Source organism: Daejeonella sp. H1SJ63 (assembly GCF_029360775.1).
Classification (GTDB): Bacteria; Bacteroidota; Bacteroidia; order Sphingobacteriales; family Sphingobacteriaceae; genus Daejeonella.
Genome location: NZ_JARKMZ010000010.1, coordinates 118,447 through 137,090, shown reverse-complemented (window position 1 = coordinate 137,090; position 18,644 = coordinate 118,447). Strand labels below are relative to the sequence as shown.

Genomic DNA, 18,644 nt, shown 5'->3' with positions numbered 1-18,644 from the left:
AACTCATATAAACAGAGCGTTAAATTGTACAAAGATTATTTTTTCCCGGCTGTTTTGAGTTCAACTGTATCACTTTCAAGAAACTGCAATTTATATCCTCCTGTGTCAATTTGTACTTTTGGGAATACTTTTTTGATTTCTGCAAAATTGGCAGGAGAGATAGTCGTCTTATAAAGAAATAGCTGACTGAGCTTATTGAGGCCTTTCAATTGCATCAGGCCCTCAGCACTAATCTTTGTGCCCAGCAAATTAAGGTATTGGAGCTGAGAAAGGTTCCTGAGTTCCCCAATTCCCTTGTCGGTCACTGCAGTCCGCTCAATTGATAAACGCGTCAGTGAATTAAGCTTTGCAATACTTCTCAGATCTTTATCTCCGATATTTGAATCTCCAAGTTTCAGCCAGATCAGCTGCTGATTTAATTGTTCCAGCAATTTCAGATCCTGAACACTGATGGTATCAACCGCCACAAAATTTGCTGATAAATAATTACTGTTTTTTGTCACAGGAATCAAGGCCACCCCCCTGTTCAACAGTTCCTTAATAATTTTAGAATCGGCCGCTACCACCTCATTTTCAGGTATATCAGAAAATTTGACTGCCTCTTTAACCTCTTCAGATTGCAGAGCAATAAGCACAGGCTTAATTTTATCAGACTGTGCCAGAGCATTTACCTTTTTATCAAAATCTGCACCACTTCCAATCCACCAGTGAATCAATTCCATTTCAGCTTTTGTAAGTTGTGGCTGCTCAACCGGAGGCATATGGTCTTCATTATCTTTCGATAACAGAATTCTCTTGATCAGTTCACTTTCATCAGTATTTCCTGCTACGATCACCTGCCCTCCTTTTCCCCCTTTCAAAATCAGATCAGGAATATCCAGCCGCAATTTACCTTTTTGCTTGTCGGGCCCATGACATTTATAACACTTCGACATCAGAATGGGCTTAATTATATCCTGATACGCCACTGCCTGCTGAACATCAGGAATTGGCTTTCTTTTCTGCTCAGTCAGTTTTCCTGAAGATGAAAATGCTTTTGTTAAATAACCCGAACCATGCGTAATTGAGCCACCGTAATGCCCCGTCATAAATATCAGAAATACAATCAGCCAGGGCAGCAATTTATTCTGCACTTTATACCGTTCAGATAACCAGGCGGCAATTGATGTGAGTGCAAGCGCGATCCCAAACCATTGATGCTTAAAGATCAATGCCTCATCATAATCTCCTGAATCTGAAAGTAAGTATCCGCTTATACAGGATGCTATAGCACTTACCATACCAAAAAATAGTGCAATACTTACAGCAGGGGCCAAGCCCTGAAATTTCTCCCTTTGCGACAGCAATTGAAAAAGTGCGGCAAGCAGGAGTATCCCGATCGGCAAGTGAACCAGTAATGGATGAAATGTCCCGATAAAATCAGTAAAACTGAACAGTAAAACAGCTAATATATTCATTCAGAAATCTTCAAAATCAGGAATATCGCTTTCTTAACAGATGCATCATATGCACATTAATTGCCCATTGATCGGCCAAAGGTTGTCTGGTATAAGGATAAGTTGGCATATAATCAGGCGGACCAAACTCGGTAAGAATGGTCATTCGTTCTCCCCTCTGCTTTTTTCTTTCTACAATCTTATCCCACCATTCAAAATGCTGTTTAACTACAGGTTCCCATTCAGGCGCCCGCGGATCATTTACCTGAGGGCCTTCCGGATGCCCGATTCTGGCATGAATATGATCTGTACGATCTAATGCAAGGTCAACAGTTTCCTTCTGATCTGCTAAGAGACTTTCATGCACATTGCACCAGTGTGAAATATCCAGAGTCAGACGGAGATCGGGAAATCTTCTCAGAAATTCGCGGGTAACATGGGCAGCATAAAGCATCCTGCCCCGATGAGTTTCATGACAGATCAGAATACCTGTTTCTTTTGCCAGAGCCAGACTATGTTCTATAAACTTACTGTTATCATCAAAACTATAATAATCTTTTCCTGAATGGTTATTGATGTATAAAGGCCTTTTAATATCCTGCTTTGCTGCCGCATCGATCATTTTCTTATAAAAGTCGAGATGCTCCTGAGGATTGGGTTGAGAGCCTCCGCAAAGAAATCCAATTTCGAGACCGTGTGTTTTCAAAGCGGCAAATATATCATCCTGTGCCTTTTTGTTATTACTGGGCCACCAAAGCTCTATCCCATCATAACCTTCTTTCTTTGCTTTAGCACAAAAAGCATCAATTGTACCCTGAAAACCCCAGCTGGTGGCAAGTATTTTTAAATCATAATTCCTGTTTACTGCAGGATCCTGGCCAGTAGGCATGGAAAATGATTCTAAGGATGATAAAAGTAATGCTGCAGACCCTGCCGCTGAGGCCTTAATAAAGTTTCTTCTGTCTTTTTCCATGCTGATTAAGCTAAAATATCTGTAATTACCTTACCGCCAACATCCGTTAAACGGAAAGGTCTGCCTTGTGACTCGTATGTTAATTTCTCATGATCGAAACCCAATTGGTTCAGAATAGTCGCCTGAATATCAAAAGCTTCCGTTTTACCACTAACAATATCATATCCTATTTCATCGGTCTCACCATATGAGGTTCCTCCCTTTATGCCACCTCCGGCCATCCACATGCTGAAGGCCGCAGCATGATGATCTCTACCCTTGAATGGCATATCTTTTCCTTCGCGGTTTTCCTGCATTGGCGTTCTTCCAAACTCTGCCCCCCATACAATCAGTGTTTCATCCAGCAAGCCTCTTTGCTTCAGGTCCAGAATCAATGCAGTAATTGGCTTATCTACCTTGCGGCATTTGTTTACCAGTCCGATATCTACAGAACCACTGGCCGAAGTACCGTGTGTATCCCACCCCCAGTCAAACAGCTGAACAAAACGAACTCCTTTTTCAACAAGCTTTCTGGCAAGCAAGACATTGTTTGCAAAACTTGTAGTACCCGGCTCAGTTCCGTACATCTCATGTATATAGGCCGGCTCATCATTGATGTTCATTACTTCGGGCACCGATATCTGCATTTTATAGGCCATTTCATACTGAGAAATACGGGAAAGAATTTCCGGATCCTGATACTCCCGGTACTGATCCTGATTAATTTTATTTATCGCGTCAATAGAGGCCCTGCGTAAATCGCGGTCCATTCCATCGGGGTCCTTGATAAATAAAACCGGATCGCCCTCTCCACGGCATTGTACACCCTGGTAAACACTTGGAAGGAATCCGCTTCCCCAAACACTTTTCCCGGCATCCGGGTTATTTCCTCCTGATGTCAGAACCACAAATCCAGGCAAATTTTTATTCTCGGAGCCCATACCATAGGTAACCCATGAACCAATACTTGGTCTTCCCAAACGCGGAGAACCTGTCTGCATGAGTAATTGGGCAGGTGCATGATTGAACTGATCAGTAGTTACGGCATTCAGCATCGCAATTTCATCAGCAATGGTTGCCAGATGTGGCAAATTATCAGAAAGCCATAAACCACTTTGTCCATGCTGTCTGAAATTTGCCTGAGGTCCGAGCATTTTAGGAACTCCCCTTATAAATGCGAATTTTTTACCCTCCAGCAATGACTGAGGACAATCAAGTCCATCCAGTTTTGCCAGTTCAGGCTTATAACTGAACATCTCGAGCTGCGAGGGAGCCCCTGCCATATGCAGGTAGATTACCGACTTTGCCTTACCGGGAAACATTGGTGGCCTTGGAGCCAGCGGATTGCTTGCATCAAACAGACTATTTGCCGGAGGAGCATTATCAGTTCCGCAGCTGCCCAGCAATGAGCCAAGAGCCAGTGCACCAAAACCCATGGCGCTTTCCTTCAAAAAGTGGCGGCGTGTATAATACTGAAGTGATGCCTGCTCAGCTTCCTTAATTAATTTTTGAGTAAGTATACTATCCTTCATACACGGATATTTAACAATTTAATTCTTGTTCAACCATTCATCCATATTCAGCATCGCTCCTGCCACCAGTACCAGCGAGGCAGTCTCTGCACTGACCTGCTTTTCTTTTTCACCGGCAATTTTAATTACAGCAGGCTTATCTTTTCTGTATCTGAGCATTGCCTTTTGATACAATTCAGTAAGAGCATTTAACTTAACAGCAGAAATTGGCTTATACATCATTAGTTCATAGCCTTTACTGATTTGCCGTGTCAAATTTTTACCGCCAATCTGCTGCATTCTCAGAGCCAGTCCCCTCGACATTACCAGTGTGGTAGAATCATTCAGACTCGTTAAAGCCTGTAATGGAGTATTGGTTCTTATCCTTCGCGGGATACACGACTCTCTTGCTCCTCCGTCAAAAGTGATCATCGATGGATAAGGTGCAGTCCTTTTCAGATAGGTATACAATGCCCGCCGGTACTGATCCTCACCTTCACTCAAATTCCATTTATCTCCGTTATATGGAGAACGCCATATTCCTTCAGGCTGAAAAGGCATTACACTTTTACCATACATTTTCCGGCTCAGCAGATTGCTAACCTCAAGTCCCTGGTCCCTGATCTGCTCTGCCGACAAACGAAGGCGTGCCCCTCTGGCATAAAATTTATTGTTCGGATCTTTTTTGAGCAATTCTTCATTCACCGACGAACTTTGCCGGTAAGTTGCCGATGTAACCATCTCTTTCAGCAAGCGTTTGATGCTCCAGTTATAATCATGCATAAACTTCCATGACAGATGATCCAGCAATTCCATATGGGTTGGCGGAATTCCCTGAGTTCCAAGATCTTCCAGCGTTTCTGCAATTCCATATCCGAAAAGCTGTTCCCAAAGCCGGTTAACCATGGTTCTGGCCACCAGAGGATTCTTTTTATCAGTTAACCAAAGTGCCATACCCAGCCTGTTCATCGGCACATTGGCAGGCATTGGATTCATCACTCCCGGTACGCCCGGTGTTACCTGCTTGCCCTTAACCATCCAGTTTCCTCTCTCAAAAACATGGGTAGGCCTGAATTGTTCACGGCTATTTTCAACCATGATTGGTGTTTCGTCAACCTTCGCCCGCATCAAATAGTTGTAGTCTGCCAGCGCATTTACATACCCGGGTTTCCCCTTGCCCGGAAAATCAGTATCAAAGCGGAACCAGTCAAACTGCACTCCTGTTTCATCAGAAGTTTTGATTAATGGACTGTAGTATTTGAAATATAAGTGATGTCTGCCCTTCACCTGAGGGATTGTTACGGTAGTAATTTCCCATTCTCCCTTTGTATTGGCTAGAGGTATTGTTTTCAGTAATTTTCCACCCGGGGTGTCCAGATAAACAGACCATTTCCCTCCATTGTAATTGCTTTTATAACGAAACATGAGCTCTGTCTTGTTCTCCAGAACAACATTCTTAAGCCTGCAGGAACCATTATTCCGCAAACCGGCATACCAGCTGCTGATTAATGCCGCATTGCTAAACTGATCGCATTGCAGTGAATTGATCGTTGGCTGCCAGGTTTTCAGGAACATCAGGTATTTGCGGGCATGAGCTTCTGAAGTATTTGTTTTTAACCAGCCTGTCAGCTTAATGAGTTTTAAACTATCTTCAGAGCTATAACCCCGTAAAACCGGATACTCAGACTGGGTATCCTCATCCCGCGAATTATTAAAGAAGGCCAGAAACTTATAGTACTCATCCGCTTTGAACGGATCGTAAGGATGGCTGTGACATTGAACACAATTAAATGTAGTGCCCATGACGGAGGTCCATGTCGTATTAACACGATCCATTACTGCGGCGGTTCTGAACTCTTCATTATCGGTTCCTCCTTCATCATTTGTCATCGTATTTCTGTGAAAGGAGGTGGCAATCAATTTAGCATCATCAGGATCAGGCATCAGATCTCCTGCAAGCTGCTCAATAAGAAATTCATTGTAGGCTTTATCGGTATTAAATGCTTTGATCAGCCAGTCGCGGTACTTCCATATATTCCGGCTGCGATCAGCCTCATAACCTCTGGTATCTGCATACCTGGCCAGATCCAGCCAGAGGGTAGTCCAGCGCTCACCGTAAGCCGGAGATGCAAGTAAGCCATCAAGCAGTTCGTCGTAAGCCTTTTCAGAATTATCCCGTAAATATTTCTCTGACAAAGCTGCGGACGGAGGAAGACCCGTAAGATCAAGGCTCAGTCTTCTTAAAAGTGTAGATTTATCTGCCTCAGGTGATGGCTTCATGCCTTGCTCATCTAACTTTTCAAAAATAAAACGGTCCACATCGTTCCTGATCCATTTTTCGTTGTAATCAGGCACATTCTGCTTTTTAACCTGAACATAAGCCCAGTGTTCGCCCCATTTGGCACCTTCACTAACCCATTGGCGCAGGGTTTTAATCTCATCTTCAGAAAGTGCTTCATGTTTATATGGCATACGCTCTTCCGGATCATTCAGGCTGATCCTTCTGATCAGTTCACTCCCGTCAGGATCTCCGGGAATAATTGCAGGCTTTCCTGATTCTGTTGGCCCAAGAGCCTCTTCCTGAAACAAAAGACTGAATCCGGCCTCCTGTTTCACTCCTCCATGACAGGAAATACATTTTTTATTGATAATTGGCTTTACCTGAGTATTAAAATCAACTTCCTGCTCAGAAAAAGCAAGTTTATAAAACAAGCCCACAATTACCAGAATAGATAAAACAACAGCTATTTTTTTTGAAAGGAATATATTCATAAACTTTACCCTGTATTTTAAAGATATAAATTCCTGATTAAAAATGAACTAGTCGCTCCAGCACAATGTAAAATTTATAATCAGATAATGGAATAAGGAATATTCGGGTAAAAAACCCATCTTGAAAATATTTTAAGCTATCTTTAAGTGACCTGACCTGATTAATTATGTTTGTTTCACCACCCTCTCTGCCGAGGATTATATCCATCATCTTCTTTGCTTTTTTAGCAATCAGTGGACTGTATTTTGCCAGGCAATTTTTAATTCCACTTGCCATCAGCGCACTTCTGGCTATGTTACTTTTACCCATCTCGAGATGGCTGGAAGCAAGAGGGTTGAACCGCATCATTGCCGGAATTTTTTGCGTGCTTTTATTACTGAGCATTTTGGCAGGCATGTTATTTCTTCTTTCCTGGCAGGCATCGGGCATTTCAGAAAACATTGTCCAGATTGGTATCAGACTGGAAGCGATCGGCAATGACCTCAGGCAATTTATTGCAGATCATCTTGGAATAACTGCCGAAAAACAAACTGAATGGATCAAAAATCAAAATTCCGGGAATCATAATTCTGCCATTGGGATGGCCGGGACATTGCTGAGCTCTGTGATGAGCATCGTGGTCAAAACTATCCTGGTCTTCGTATATCTTTTTCTGTTTCTGGTTTCACGCTCCCATCTGAAACAATTCATCCTGATGCTGGTTCCACAATCTGAAATGAAAGAAACAGAGAAAATCATTTCTGATGCAGGAAAAGTTTCCCAGAAATATATTTCGGGGCTGGGAATTATGATTGTGGTTTTATGGATCATGTATGGAATTGGATTCAGTATAGTTGGAGTTGAAAGCGCACTCTTCTTTGCAGTATTATGTGGTTTACTTGAGATTGTTCCTTTTATAGGAAATCTGACCGGAACTACATTGACCGCCCTCATGGTGATTTCTCAGGGTGGCAGCAACGGGATGCTGATAGGGGTCATTTTCACCTATCTTTTTGTTCAGTTTGTGCAAACCTATGTACTTGAACCCCTGGTTGTTGGATCAGAGGTAAATATCAACCCATTATTTACCATTATTGTAATTGTGCTGATGGAAATTGTCTGGGGAGTTGCAGGCATGATCCTTGCTATTCCAATGCTGGGCATAGTTAAGATTATATGTGATCATGTTAGTCCGCTAAAGCCCTACGGTTTTCTGATCGGTAAAGAACGGTCTGCAAAGAATTCCATCAAAAACAGATAAAACTTTGAATCTGCTAATAAAACCAGATCATTTTTCAGGTTCCTTATCTCAGAAAACCTATCTGAAATTGTAACAAAGAGGCATAAAAAAGTTCTAATAATTAAACCAATAAATCCCTGAAATGCTCAGTATCCGAAACATCGTAAAGCAGTATGCCAATCATCGTGCTCTGGATAATGTATCTATTGAAATTGAAAAGGGCTCTATTTTCGGCCTTTTAGGTCCGAACGGTGCCGGCAAGACTTCACTGATACGAATTATCAATCAGATTACCGGTCCGGATCAGGGCGAAATACTACTGAACGGAGAAAAACTTAAGCCCTCTCATATTTCTATCATTGGCTACCTTCCCGAAGAACGCGGACTCTATAAAAAGATGGAGATAGGCGAACAGATGATGTATCTGGCCCAACTCAAAGGACTCTCAAAGAGCGAAGCTACTGCGAGAATCAGATACTGGTTCGAAAAAATGGGAATTCAAAGCTGGTGGAATAAAAAAGTTGAAGATCTGAGTAAAGGTATGCAGCAAAAGGTTCAGTTTATTGCCACCGTAGTGCACAGTCCGGAGCTCATCATTCTGGATGAACCTTTTTCAGGATTTGACCCTGTAAATGCGCAGCTGATTACCAACGAAATTCTTGAATTAAACAGTAAAGGTACCACCATCATATTTTCTACTCACCGTATGGAATCTGTTGAGCAATTGTGCGACAGCATTGCGCTGATACACAAATCGAAGAAAATTCTGGACGGAAAAGTTAAAGATATCAAAAATAAATACCGGAATAATAGCTACAGAATAGCTTATTACGGAAAACTGGATATCCCTGAAAATAAAATATTTACTATAAATGACGAGAAGTTTGAAGATGATATGACTCATCTGACGGTACAAATAACTAATGCTCATACAGTCAATGATTTGCTGAACTTTCTGATCCCTCAGGTACAGATCACCGAATTAATTGAAATCATACCAAGTATGAACGACATCTTTATTCAGAACGTAAAAACAAGCTAATTGTCATGAACAAGACCTTACTCATTATACAAAGAGAATATTCAAGCAGGGTAAAGAAAAAATCTTTCCTGATCATGACTTTTCTGGTTCCGATGCTTATCATTGGTATGTATGCCCTGATCATTGTATTATCCATAAAAGGGGGCGACAACATTCCCAATGTGGAAGTAATTGATCAAAGCGGAATCTTTCAAAATGGTTTGGAAGACACCAAAGCTGTTAAATTCAGGCGTTCTGAACTGACTCTTGAAGAAGCTAAAAAGAAGGTAGTGAATAATGAAGATGCCTTTATACTTTATATCCCTTCGGATATCGAAAGCGGGGGCAGCATTGAGATGTTTTCACAAAAGAAAGCCGGGCTTTCAGTAATCAGTACAATTGACAGAAAACTAAATGATCTGATGCGTATTAAAATGCTGAAAGATGCAGGTATTGATGCAAAAACCCTCGACAGCATCAAACCGGAGCTCTCTGTTGTGTCAAAAGAACTTACAGTTGAAGGTGAAAAAGACAGCAGTTCTGCAGCAGCCATGGCTGTAGGTTTTGCTGCTGCTATTCTGATCTATATTTCACTATTCATATACGGAGTACAGGTTATGAGGGGCATCATTGAGGAAAAAACCAGCCGCATTGTGGAAGTTGTAATTTCCTCTGTGAAGCCATTCCAGCTCATGCTGGGGAAGATTATTGGAATTGGCCTGGTCGGACTAACCCAGTTTCTCTTATGGATTGCTCTCTCAGGTGGCTTAATGGCCGCTTCAAGCAGTATTTTACTCAAAGACAAGGTTGAGAAAATCCAGTCTGCAATGCCGGCAAAAGCTCAGGGTATGCAGACTAATCCTGCATTGAATGATGGTCCGGGCCAGGGGCTAATCAAAGCCATACAGACTGTTCAATGGAGCTATATATTGCCGGTATTTATCACTTTCTTCCTCGGGGGATATATGCTCTACAGTGCACTTTTTGCAGCCGTAGGTTCTGCGGTTGACAATGATACAGAAACCCAGCAGTTTATGATGCCCATTACGATGCCGCTATTATTCACTTATATCATGTCTTTCAGCTTTATTGTGAATAATCCTGACAGCAGTTTATCGTTCTGGCTAAGTATTATTCCTTTCACATCGCCGATAGCCATGATGGTAAGATTACCTTTCGGCGTGCCTAACTGGCAACTTGCATTGTCGATAGTATTGCTTATTGCAGGATTTATCTTTACAACCTGGATTGCTTCAAGAATTTACCGCGTTGGTATTCTTATGTATGGGAAGAAAGTTAGCTTTAAAGAATTAGGTAAATGGCTGATGTATAAAGGTTAATTGAGAACTCTGGTAAATAAACCCTGCTTTATTGAAAAAACGAATTGCAATTCTGGATCTTGGCACCAATACCTTTCATATTCTGATTGCTGATGCGGGTATGCAGCCTCCTGTCGTAATTTTTCAGGAAACCATTGCCGTAAAACTCGGAGAAGGCGGAATCGGGCAGGGTATAATCAATGCAGCTGCGGCTGAGAGAGGGTTAAATGCTCTTAAAAAATTCAGGCAGTACATCGATCAGTTTGAGGCCGAAGAAATCAAGGCAGTTGCAACATCTGCAATCCGAACAGCATCAAACGGTAAAGAATTTCTGAGGCAGGTAAAGTTTGAAACCGGTATCGTACCGCAATTTATTGATGGTTCGCGCGAGGCAGAATTGATTTATCTTGGTGTTCGCAGGGCTGTTAAATTCGATAATAAAGCACTGATTATTGACATTGGCGGCGGAAGTACTGAATTTATTATCTGTGATTCCAATAAGATCTTCTGGAAGAAAAGCTATGAGATCGGAGCGGCAAGGCTGATGGATATGTTTCATCATTCTGACCCGATTGAGCACAAAGAGATTGAACACATGATCAATTATCTTGACAATGTCCTTCCGGAGCTTAAAAAAGAACTTGCAATTCACAAACCCGAACTGCTGATCGGATCAGCCGGAGCTTTTGAGACCTTCGCCGAACTTTGTGATCAGGGATTCGTGAAAGGAAAAGAAACCGAGTTCAGTTTTAACCTTCATAGATTCGACCTGATTGCAAACTGGATAATGAAAAGTAATCATGATCAACGTAGTCAAAAACCTGCAATCATTCCGGTAAGAGTCGACATGATTGTCGCTGCCGCCATACTTACAAAATACGTATTGCAAATACATCTATTTAAGAGTCTTAAACTTTCAGCTTATTCCTTAAAAGAGGGACTGATGTTTGAAAATCACTGAGCAGTAATTCTACATAACTCCCTGTACAAGCGGTGTGTAGGGAGCCCCACAATATTGGAATAAGAACCAATAATTTTTTCTACAGCAATCATTCCTATCCATTCCTGTATTCCATAGGCTCCGGCCTTATCCATAGGCTGACAGGCTGCGATATAGTAATTTATTTCTTCTGCACTTAAAGGCTTAAAAAACACCTCTGAAAGTTCATAAAAACTGTACAGCTTATGCCCCTTCAGGAGACTTACACCTGTAATAACATCATGCCTCCTACCTGACAGGGCCGACAACATCTCAAAAGCATGATCTGCAGTCTCAGGCTTCCCCAGTATTTGCCCGTCGAGAGAAACAATAGTATCAGCAGTGATAACAATCTCATTTCTTATGCTTTCATCAAATGCTTTAGCCTTTTTTTCTGCAATATAAACCGCGATCTCTGTAGGATTTAATCCTGAGGGATAACTTTCATCAACTTCTTTAAGTACAACAGTAAAATCAATACCCATCAGTTTGAGAAGCTCCTGTCGTCTGGGTGATTTGGATGCAAGAATAATTGGAGGAAACTGCCCGATCATAATTTAAATTTGGACAAAAATAAGAAAAGCGGCCAATTGCCGCTTTCATATCTTTTTAATTCGTTTGAGAACCGTCACTGGCAGAAACTTCATCATCCAGCCAGCACCCCTGAATTTTTAAAACTTTCTCCAAAATCTCTCTGACGCAGGCATCGCCTCCTTTTCTGGGAGAAATATAATCAGCCAGAGCTTTAATCTCTTCAACTGCATCCGAAGGACAAGCTGAGAGTCCGGCAAGTTTCATTAACTGCAGATCCGGAATATCATCTCCGATGAACAAAACCTGACCTGAACTAAGACCTGAACTGTTCAAAAAATCATGATAAACTTCAGGCTTGGAGTCCACACCAAGAAATACATCCTTTATTCCAAGGCCCTTTATTCTGGCTTCTACGCCTTTGGATTTTGCGCCGGAAATTACAGCAATTTTAAACCCTTTTTTTACAGCAAGCTGCAAAGCGTAACCATCTTTGATATTGAATTGCCTGAGCTGTTCTCCTGCTTCAGTAAGAAGCAGGGTACCATTGGTAAGCACGCCATCCACATCAAGTACAAAAGCCGAAATATTCTTTAACTTTTCTAAGAACATGGATGTCGTGTTTTAATTTTATTGATTGTCGCGCCACTCGTAAACCCAGGTAGACTGGATCTGTTCAAGATGGCCTTCATTGCAATCTTCACGTTTACCGCCAAAGTTAGGAAGGCTCAAAACCCATTCCATCAGATCAGTAAAACGGATTCTGTATATCTTTGATTCACCGAACTCATCCCCAAATTTTTCATATAAGCCCATGGCTATATCTTCGTAATCATTCCAATAAAACGGTAATTCAAATTTTTCGTTTGCCATTTGTGTATTTCAATTAATGTCCTAAAAACTGATTCTGATCCGGAAGAGTAACTTCAATATCTCCATCAATAACCACACACTGACAACCCAAACGGGAATTGATCCTTGGATTTACAGCCCTGTCTATAAAATCTTCTTCTTTATCAGAGATCTCCTGAAGATTATCCATCCCTACATTGACATACACCTGGCAGGTACTGCATCCGCAAACACCTCCACAATTATGCTGCAACTCTATACCATTATCAAGGCAGACATCCAAAACTGATTCGCCCTCTGCGATCGGCAGCTCAAGGGATGCCTTTGCAGGCTCCTCAAAATTAACTTTTAACTTAAAAATATTCATTGGCGCAAAAATAGCAATTTAAATTCAGCCCACAGATCGCTGATGTAAATTGACTATGCTCTGACTTAATTTTTCATAAATCAGCTTCAGTTCAGGCTTATTCCTGAGTAGCTCCAGATGCGCACTCATCGTACTTACATCGCCTCTGACGGCCGGTCCGGTCTGCACCGATGCCGGATCATTCATCTGAATCTTTTCTGCCGTTTCAGCAATCAGCGGTCGTAAAAGATCAAAGTCAAGTTTCTGTTCCTCTAAGAGTTCTTTAGCCAGAGCAAATAAATGATTGGTAAAATTACAGGCAAAAACTGCCGAAATATGAAGAGTTCTTCTCTGCTCAGAATCAAGTTCAATTACATTTTCTGAAAGGCGATCGGCAATAGAGCGTATCAATGCGCAAACCTCCGGAGTATTCCCTTCTACAGCAATAGGGATTTGTCTGAATTCAACAGATTTGACTTTTGAAAATGTCTGAAGCGGATAAAATACTCCAAATTTGGATGATACACCCTCCAGAGCTGAAATTCCGGTAGTTCCCGAAGTATGAACTACGAGTTTATCATTAAGCTTAAGTCTGGAAGCCAGGTCAGCAATACCCTCATCTTTTACTGAAATAATGTAGAGATCTGCATCCGGTTCCAGATCAAACAAATCAGTTACCGGCTCTGCTGCTAAGGTATCAGCCAGTTCAGCGGCATGAAGCAGATTGCGGCTCCAAACCTGAGAAACAGTTTGTCCGGCCATTTTAAAAGCCCTGCCCAAATGTGTTGCCACATTACCACTACCCAGCAATACAATCTTCATTTTACTACTTAATTTCCTTGTTTCTCCGGAAAATGGAAAGGATAAATCCGATAACCATAATAATGGTCCCTCCCCAGAACAAATTGATATAAGGGAATTCAATAGCTTTCAGCACAACCCAATCCTTCTCTGCTTTAGGTTTCTGATAAACCATCAGCTCAAGCTTATCCTTATCAGGGAAAACATTGGTAAATCTGAGTTTCAGGCCTTTCTCATCTACCTTCTTCCCAAAGTCAAATTTGGAACCGTCTTTCAAAAGATAAACCGGCTCTGACGGGAATATCTTGCCCTCAGAGTTTACCTCCAGCTGCAAACCTATGGCAATATCTCTTTCACCTAATGGGATATTCTGAACTTTAGCGTTCCGGTTAATACCCTTAACTAAAATATATCCTTCCCTGAAGCGTACAGTATCGCCAACATTAACTTCATAGGTTACCGGTTTTTCGTAATTCTCATCATCAGAATGCCCTTCATGTTCCTCGTGATCTTCATCTTTAAGAGGCACACTGCTAACATGGGTATAAACATCGTGGAACAGGTAATGCCTTGTATCCGGAGATGCTATGATCTGACGCATCTTAGCATTCTGCTGAGCATTCGGATAAAGCGTAAAATTCTCCTTTTCCTTGCCCGATTTTTCATCAATCACACGGTAGTTAATTCTATAATAAGTATTTACTCCTTCTGTTGAATCTCCTAAATAGGTAACTGTATAGCGATCCATCTTTACAGGCTCATCTTTGTAAAGAATGATATTTTCGCGCGGGTTGTTGTTCTTGTCAAACTCATCTCCAAAACCAATCCCTGTATTATTGATAGAAATTACCTTGTTTGTAGCAGCAGCAACCAGGGCTCCTACAAGCAATAAAGCAAAACCGATATGAGCAATTGCAGAACCTGCCAGTTTCCATTTACCTTTAAATGCTTCACCCAGAATTCTGGCATTGGCCAGAATTGAGAATACAGAAGCAAAAGTCAGGATGATGTACATTACGTTGGAGTAAACGTTCATCACATAAACTGCTGCAGCTGTGATAAACACCGACATGATCAGCGATACCGAAATGCTGATAAAGAATTTCTTGGCATCGGTATTCTTATATTTTAAGAACTGAGAGAATGCAGAAACGAAAGCAATCACTACTGCAAATGGAACCTGCCACTTATTGTAATGCTGAATAACATTTGGCGGCGGTGCAATTTCAGTTCCGAACATGGCATTAAATACAGGAACTGAAGTTGTAGCCAGAATCTGCAAACAGGCAATTGACAATACCAAAGCCCCGATAAACAACCAGAACTCACGCGAATAGGTTTCTTCATCTTTCCTGGTAATCGGCAATTCTTTCCATCTGACCACCAGCATAATAATAGCCAGAAAAAGGAATACAAGTACATAAAATACCAGTTGCCAGAACATACCCAGATCAGTAAAGGCATGCACAGAGGTCTCGCCCAAAATACCGCTCCGGGTAAGGAATGAAGCATATAGAACCAGTACAAAACTGATCAGAACCAGAAATGTTGCTGTAAAATATGAATGTCCGGTATTCTTGTAGGCAATCATAACGTGAACCGCTGCAATCAGCGTCAGCCATGGAATGATGGAAGCATTTTCAACCGGGTCCCATGCCCAGAAGCCCCCGAAATTCAGAGCTTCATAAGCCCAGAATGAGCCCATGATAATCCCGGTACCCAGAATCATTACCGCAAAAAGGGTCCATGGCATAGCCGGCTTTATCCAATCGGAATATCTCTTTTCCCATAATCCCCCAATTGCATAAGCAAAAGGCACGATCATCGAAGCAAATCCCAGGAATAAAGTTGGCGGATGTATCACCATCCAGTAGTTCTGCAATAATGGATTCAATCCATTACCATCCGTAACCAGACTTAAATAATCTCCTCTTTGAAATATCGGACCCTGCATCGCATCTCTCAATAAGATAAAAGGTGAGCTTCCAACTCTGAATCCGAAGATTTCAACCCCTAAGAGCATGGATGCAATAAATGCCTGCGAAAGCATAATCGTAGTCATTACCGAATTTTCCCAGGTTTTACCTCTGCGCAGAACAACGAATCCTAAAACAGCCTGCCAGAACATCCAAAGCCAGAAACTTCCCTCCTGCCCTTCCCAGAAAGATGAAATAATATAATAGACCGGTAGAATTTTGGATGAGTGAGCCCATGCATAATTGTACTCAAACAAATGATTATAAATGATATAGTACAGACAGGAACCTATACCAACAACAGCAAAAAGATTCAGACTGTATGCTAGTCGTGCAATACGCTTCCAGCTGGCCGATTCCTGATTAATCAGAGGGTCTTTTGACAAACCTGCACGGGTTGCAAAAAAATAGGCAATGGTTGAAAGCACTGCCGTACAAAATGATAGTATGACGAAGAACTGCCCTAACTTCCCCGGAAGAAGGTTTTCTCCAATGTATTGTATGTCCATTTAGAATTTAGATTTTGGCTGTAGAGGCTGAAACTTCTGTAACTTCTACTTCGTCTTTAGTGTATTTGGAAGGGCATTTCATCAAAATCTTTGAAGCATGAAATTCATTGCCAATCATTTTACCGGTAAGTACAATTTGTTCTGAACGCTCAAAATCCTGTGGCTTAGAACCATTGAAAACGACTTTACATTCTTTTCCCTGATTATCCTTCATGTAAAATGCAAAGTAGTTTGCATCCTGCTGAGGATTATAATGAAGTTCTTTTTGCTTATTCAACTGTCCTACAACATGCAGTTCTGTTTCAGATTCTTTAGCATCAGTAAATGAGCCATAAGTACTGGAGTCAGCATAAGTGCTGATAATAATACCAATCGCCAATGCGATGATGACTATACCTGCGATGGAACTTTTCTTCATGATAATTTTTGAATTTGGTTAGAATCAAAATCAATTACAAAAGTACGAAATAGTAGACTTTTGCGGTAAATATAACAAGAATGTTTCTATATTAGAATCATTCTAAACAAAAAGGGCTTCGTAATAACCCGAAGCCCTTTTTGTTTAGAAATTTTATTCGATTTATGGCCAGATCCCCATATTCATATAGGAAACGGCAACCTTATCAATCGAACTCACAAAAGCTGCAGTTCTTAATCCATCAATTTTAGGATTATTCATCTGCACATCACGTATTTCATGATAAGAACGGATCATGGTATCTTCAAGACCCGAATTAACGAGTTCGAGCTCAGAAGCACCTTTGATGATCATACTTCTTTGTGCCGAATCAAGAGAAACTCCTGTGATCTTCTCAACCACATTCACCAGATTCAGATTTGCATTTTCCTCGTAGCGTTTATCCATGCGACCGAAAGCCACATGCGAAAGGTTTTTCAACCATTCAAAATAAGAAACAGTTACCCCGCCTGCATTACAATACATATCCGGGATCAATATACAACCTCTTTTTATCAGGAAAGCAGCAGCATCAGGAGTTGTGGGGCCATTAGCTGCTTCTGCAATGATTTTAGCTTTGATATTCGCAACATTATTCATTGTAATCTGATTCTCAAGGGCTGCCGGAACTAAGATATCACAATCCTGCTCCAAACCTTCTGCTGTATTCTTAAACTCTTTCTGAGCGCCTGAGAAACCAAGAATGGAACCTGTAGATTTACGGTGATTAAATACCTCATCAAGACTTAATCCATTCGAATTATAGATTGCACCTTCATATTCACAGATACCCACAACAGTTGCCCCAAACTCAGTCAGAAATTTAATGGTATGATAGCCCACATTTCCAAGTCCCTGAACAATAACACGTTTACCCGATAAGCCCGGAGTTAATCCAAGCTTCTTCATGTCTTCGGCAATATCAACACATTCGCGAACAGCAATTGCTACTCCACGTCCTGTTGCTTCTTTACGTCCGGCAATACCATGAAGTGCGATTGGTTTTCCGGTAACACAGCCCAAAGCATCAAGCTGCCCGGGGTTCATGGTCTGATAGGTATCTGCAATCCAGCTCATCTCACGTTCACCTGAACCATAATCAGGTGCAGGAACATCAATTGCCGGTCCGATAAAATTCTTCTTGATCAGCTCTACCGTATATCTTCTGGTAATATTTTCCAGCTCTGATATGGTGTAATCTTTCGAATTGATCTTAATACCACCCTTAGCACCACCAAAAGGAACATTTACGATGGCGCACTTATAGGTCATTAAAGCGGCCAAAGCCATCACCTCATCTTCATTAACCATTTCACTGTAACGGATACCCCCCTTTGTCGGAGATTTGTGATGAGAATGCTCAACTCTCCAGGCATCAATTACTTCAAAACCATTACCACGACGGATCGGGAAACGGAAACGATAAACACTATTACAGGATTTGATCTGGTCAAGTAATCCCTCAGGATGAGAGGTAAACTGTGCCGCATGATCAAAGAACTGGCAAACGTCACCAAAAAACGAAGTTTCTGAGTGCGCTGCGTCTATAGACTTAGCCATAAAAAATTTAATTAATTTGAATAATTGGTTTTATGGTACAAAGTTGAAAGAAATAAGCTGAACCTGAAAATGAAAATCACTTAGTGTAATTTGTACAATTTTAGTCAGACAGAAAAAAACCTGACCAGCAGATTTTAAAAGAGGTTTTTTTACCGTTTTTGCTTTTCAATTTTTTTCAGACGATTATCAATACTGAAAAGATAAATAGCTATTCCGATGAAAATAACTGCAATAACCGCTACTACCACATATATTTTCCCGGAACTTCTGAGTTCGGTTGCCATATCAACACCACCTGTGCTTTGTGCAAATGCGATAGCTGAAAAAGAAAGAATCAGGCAAATAGTTAGGATTAGGTTTTTCATTATGAAATTATTTTGGTTGTCTGTTAACTGTTATCTG

Annotated in this window: 17 protein-coding genes; 4 read left to right on the top strand and 13 right to left on the bottom strand. The window is 41.2% G+C overall.

Annotated elements, in window-relative coordinates; translation table 11 throughout:
- Nucleotides 1–35: 35 nt before the first annotated feature.
- Genes P2W72_RS04820 through P2W72_RS04805 form a run of 4 tightly spaced genes read right to left on the bottom strand, consistent with a single transcriptional unit; the run spans nucleotide 36 to nucleotide 6,671 of the window.
- Complete coding sequence (locus tag P2W72_RS04820; protein WP_276359775.1) at nucleotides 36–1,457, bottom strand: c-type cytochrome domain-containing protein; 1,422 nt, start codon at nucleotides 1,455–1,457, stop codon at nucleotides 36–38.
- 16 nt (nucleotides 1,458–1,473) lie between these two features.
- Entirely contained in the window at nucleotides 1,474–2,409 is a 936-nt protein-coding gene (locus P2W72_RS04815) for a TIM barrel protein (RefSeq protein WP_276359774.1), read from the bottom strand.
- Between the two features lie 5 nt (nucleotides 2,410–2,414).
- The gene (locus P2W72_RS04810) at nucleotides 2,415–3,920 is read right to left on the bottom strand and encodes a DUF1501 domain-containing protein (RefSeq protein ID WP_276359773.1); all 1,506 of its coding nucleotides are present in this window, start codon (nucleotides 3,918–3,920) and stop codon (nucleotides 2,415–2,417) included.
- An 18-nt stretch (nucleotides 3,921–3,938) separates the two neighbouring features.
- Entirely contained in the window at nucleotides 3,939–6,671 is a 2,733-nt protein-coding gene (locus P2W72_RS04805) for a DUF1553 domain-containing protein (protein ID WP_276359772.1), read from the bottom strand.
- 167 nt (nucleotides 6,672–6,838) lie between these two features.
- Here P2W72_RS04805 and P2W72_RS04800 point away from each other — a divergent pair, with 167 nt between their 5' ends.
- From P2W72_RS04800 to P2W72_RS04785, 4 genes are all read left to right on the top strand, one after another.
- Nucleotides 6,839–7,912: an AI-2E family transporter gene (locus P2W72_RS04800; RefSeq protein ID WP_276359771.1), complete on the top strand. Its 1,074-nt coding sequence runs from the start codon at nucleotides 6,839–6,841 to the stop codon at nucleotides 7,910–7,912.
- Nucleotides 7,913–8,033: 121 nt separating this feature from the next.
- Nucleotides 8,034–8,933 carry an ATP-binding cassette domain-containing protein gene (locus tag P2W72_RS04795; protein ID WP_276359770.1) on the top strand — a complete coding sequence of 300 codons (900 nt, stop codon included), beginning with the start codon at nucleotides 8,034–8,036 and terminating at the stop codon, nucleotides 8,931–8,933.
- Nucleotides 8,934–8,938: 5 nt separating this feature from the next.
- Nucleotides 8,939–10,252, top strand: coding sequence for an ABC transporter permease (locus tag P2W72_RS04790; protein WP_276359769.1), 1,314 nt, complete (start codon nucleotides 8,939–8,941; stop codon nucleotides 10,250–10,252).
- Between the two features lie 31 nt (nucleotides 10,253–10,283).
- Nucleotides 10,284–11,192 carry an exopolyphosphatase gene (locus P2W72_RS04785; RefSeq protein ID WP_276359768.1) on the top strand — a complete coding sequence of 303 codons (909 nt, stop codon included), beginning with the start codon at nucleotides 10,284–10,286 and terminating at the stop codon, nucleotides 11,190–11,192.
- On the opposite strand, the gene P2W72_RS04780 is transcribed toward P2W72_RS04785, so the two are convergent.
- The 9 genes from P2W72_RS04780 to P2W72_RS04740 form a co-directional block, all read right to left on the bottom strand.
- Nucleotides 11,186–11,764 carry a Maf family nucleotide pyrophosphatase gene (locus P2W72_RS04780; protein WP_276359767.1) on the bottom strand — a complete coding sequence of 193 codons (579 nt, stop codon included), beginning with the start codon at nucleotides 11,762–11,764 and terminating at the stop codon, nucleotides 11,186–11,188. The two genes, P2W72_RS04785 and P2W72_RS04780, sit on opposite strands and share 7 nt — an antisense overlap.
- 55 nt (nucleotides 11,765–11,819) lie before the next feature.
- Nucleotides 11,820–12,353, bottom strand: coding sequence for an HAD family hydrolase (locus P2W72_RS04775; RefSeq protein ID WP_276359766.1), 534 nt, complete (start codon nucleotides 12,351–12,353; stop codon nucleotides 11,820–11,822).
- 18 nt (nucleotides 12,354–12,371) lie between these two features.
- Nucleotides 12,372–12,614, bottom strand: coding sequence for a Fe-S cluster assembly protein IscX (gene iscX, locus P2W72_RS04770; RefSeq protein WP_276359765.1), 243 nt, complete (start codon nucleotides 12,612–12,614; stop codon nucleotides 12,372–12,374).
- A 13-nt stretch (nucleotides 12,615–12,627) separates the two neighbouring features.
- Nucleotides 12,628–12,960 (bottom strand): 2Fe-2S iron-sulfur cluster-binding protein, encoded by a 333-nt coding sequence (locus tag P2W72_RS04765; protein ID WP_276359764.1) that lies wholly within the window; start codon nucleotides 12,958–12,960, stop codon nucleotides 12,628–12,630.
- Between the two features lie 24 nt (nucleotides 12,961–12,984).
- Entirely contained in the window at nucleotides 12,985–13,761 is a 777-nt protein-coding gene (locus P2W72_RS04760; protein ID WP_276359763.1) for a Rossmann-like and DUF2520 domain-containing protein, read from the bottom strand.
- Nucleotides 13,762–13,765: 4 nt separating this feature from the next.
- Nucleotides 13,766–16,225, bottom strand: a complete 2,460-nt coding sequence (gene ccsA / locus P2W72_RS04755) for a cytochrome c biogenesis protein CcsA (RefSeq protein WP_276359762.1) — start codon at nucleotides 16,223–16,225, stop codon at nucleotides 13,766–13,768.
- Nucleotides 16,226–16,232: 7 nt separating this feature from the next.
- On the bottom strand, nucleotides 16,233–16,643 hold the full coding sequence (locus P2W72_RS04750) for a cytochrome c maturation protein CcmE (RefSeq protein ID WP_276359761.1): 411 nt from the start codon (nucleotides 16,641–16,643) through the stop codon (nucleotides 16,233–16,235).
- 162 nt (nucleotides 16,644–16,805) lie between these two features.
- Nucleotides 16,806–18,242 carry a Glu/Leu/Phe/Val dehydrogenase gene (locus P2W72_RS04745; protein WP_276359760.1) on the bottom strand — a complete coding sequence of 479 codons (1,437 nt, stop codon included), beginning with the start codon at nucleotides 18,240–18,242 and terminating at the stop codon, nucleotides 16,806–16,808.
- A 149-nt stretch (nucleotides 18,243–18,391) separates the two neighbouring features.
- Nucleotides 18,392–18,607: a CcmD family protein gene (locus P2W72_RS04740; RefSeq protein ID WP_276359759.1), complete on the bottom strand. Its 216-nt coding sequence runs from the start codon at nucleotides 18,605–18,607 to the stop codon at nucleotides 18,392–18,394.
- Between the last annotated feature and the right edge of the window lie 37 nt (nucleotides 18,608–18,644).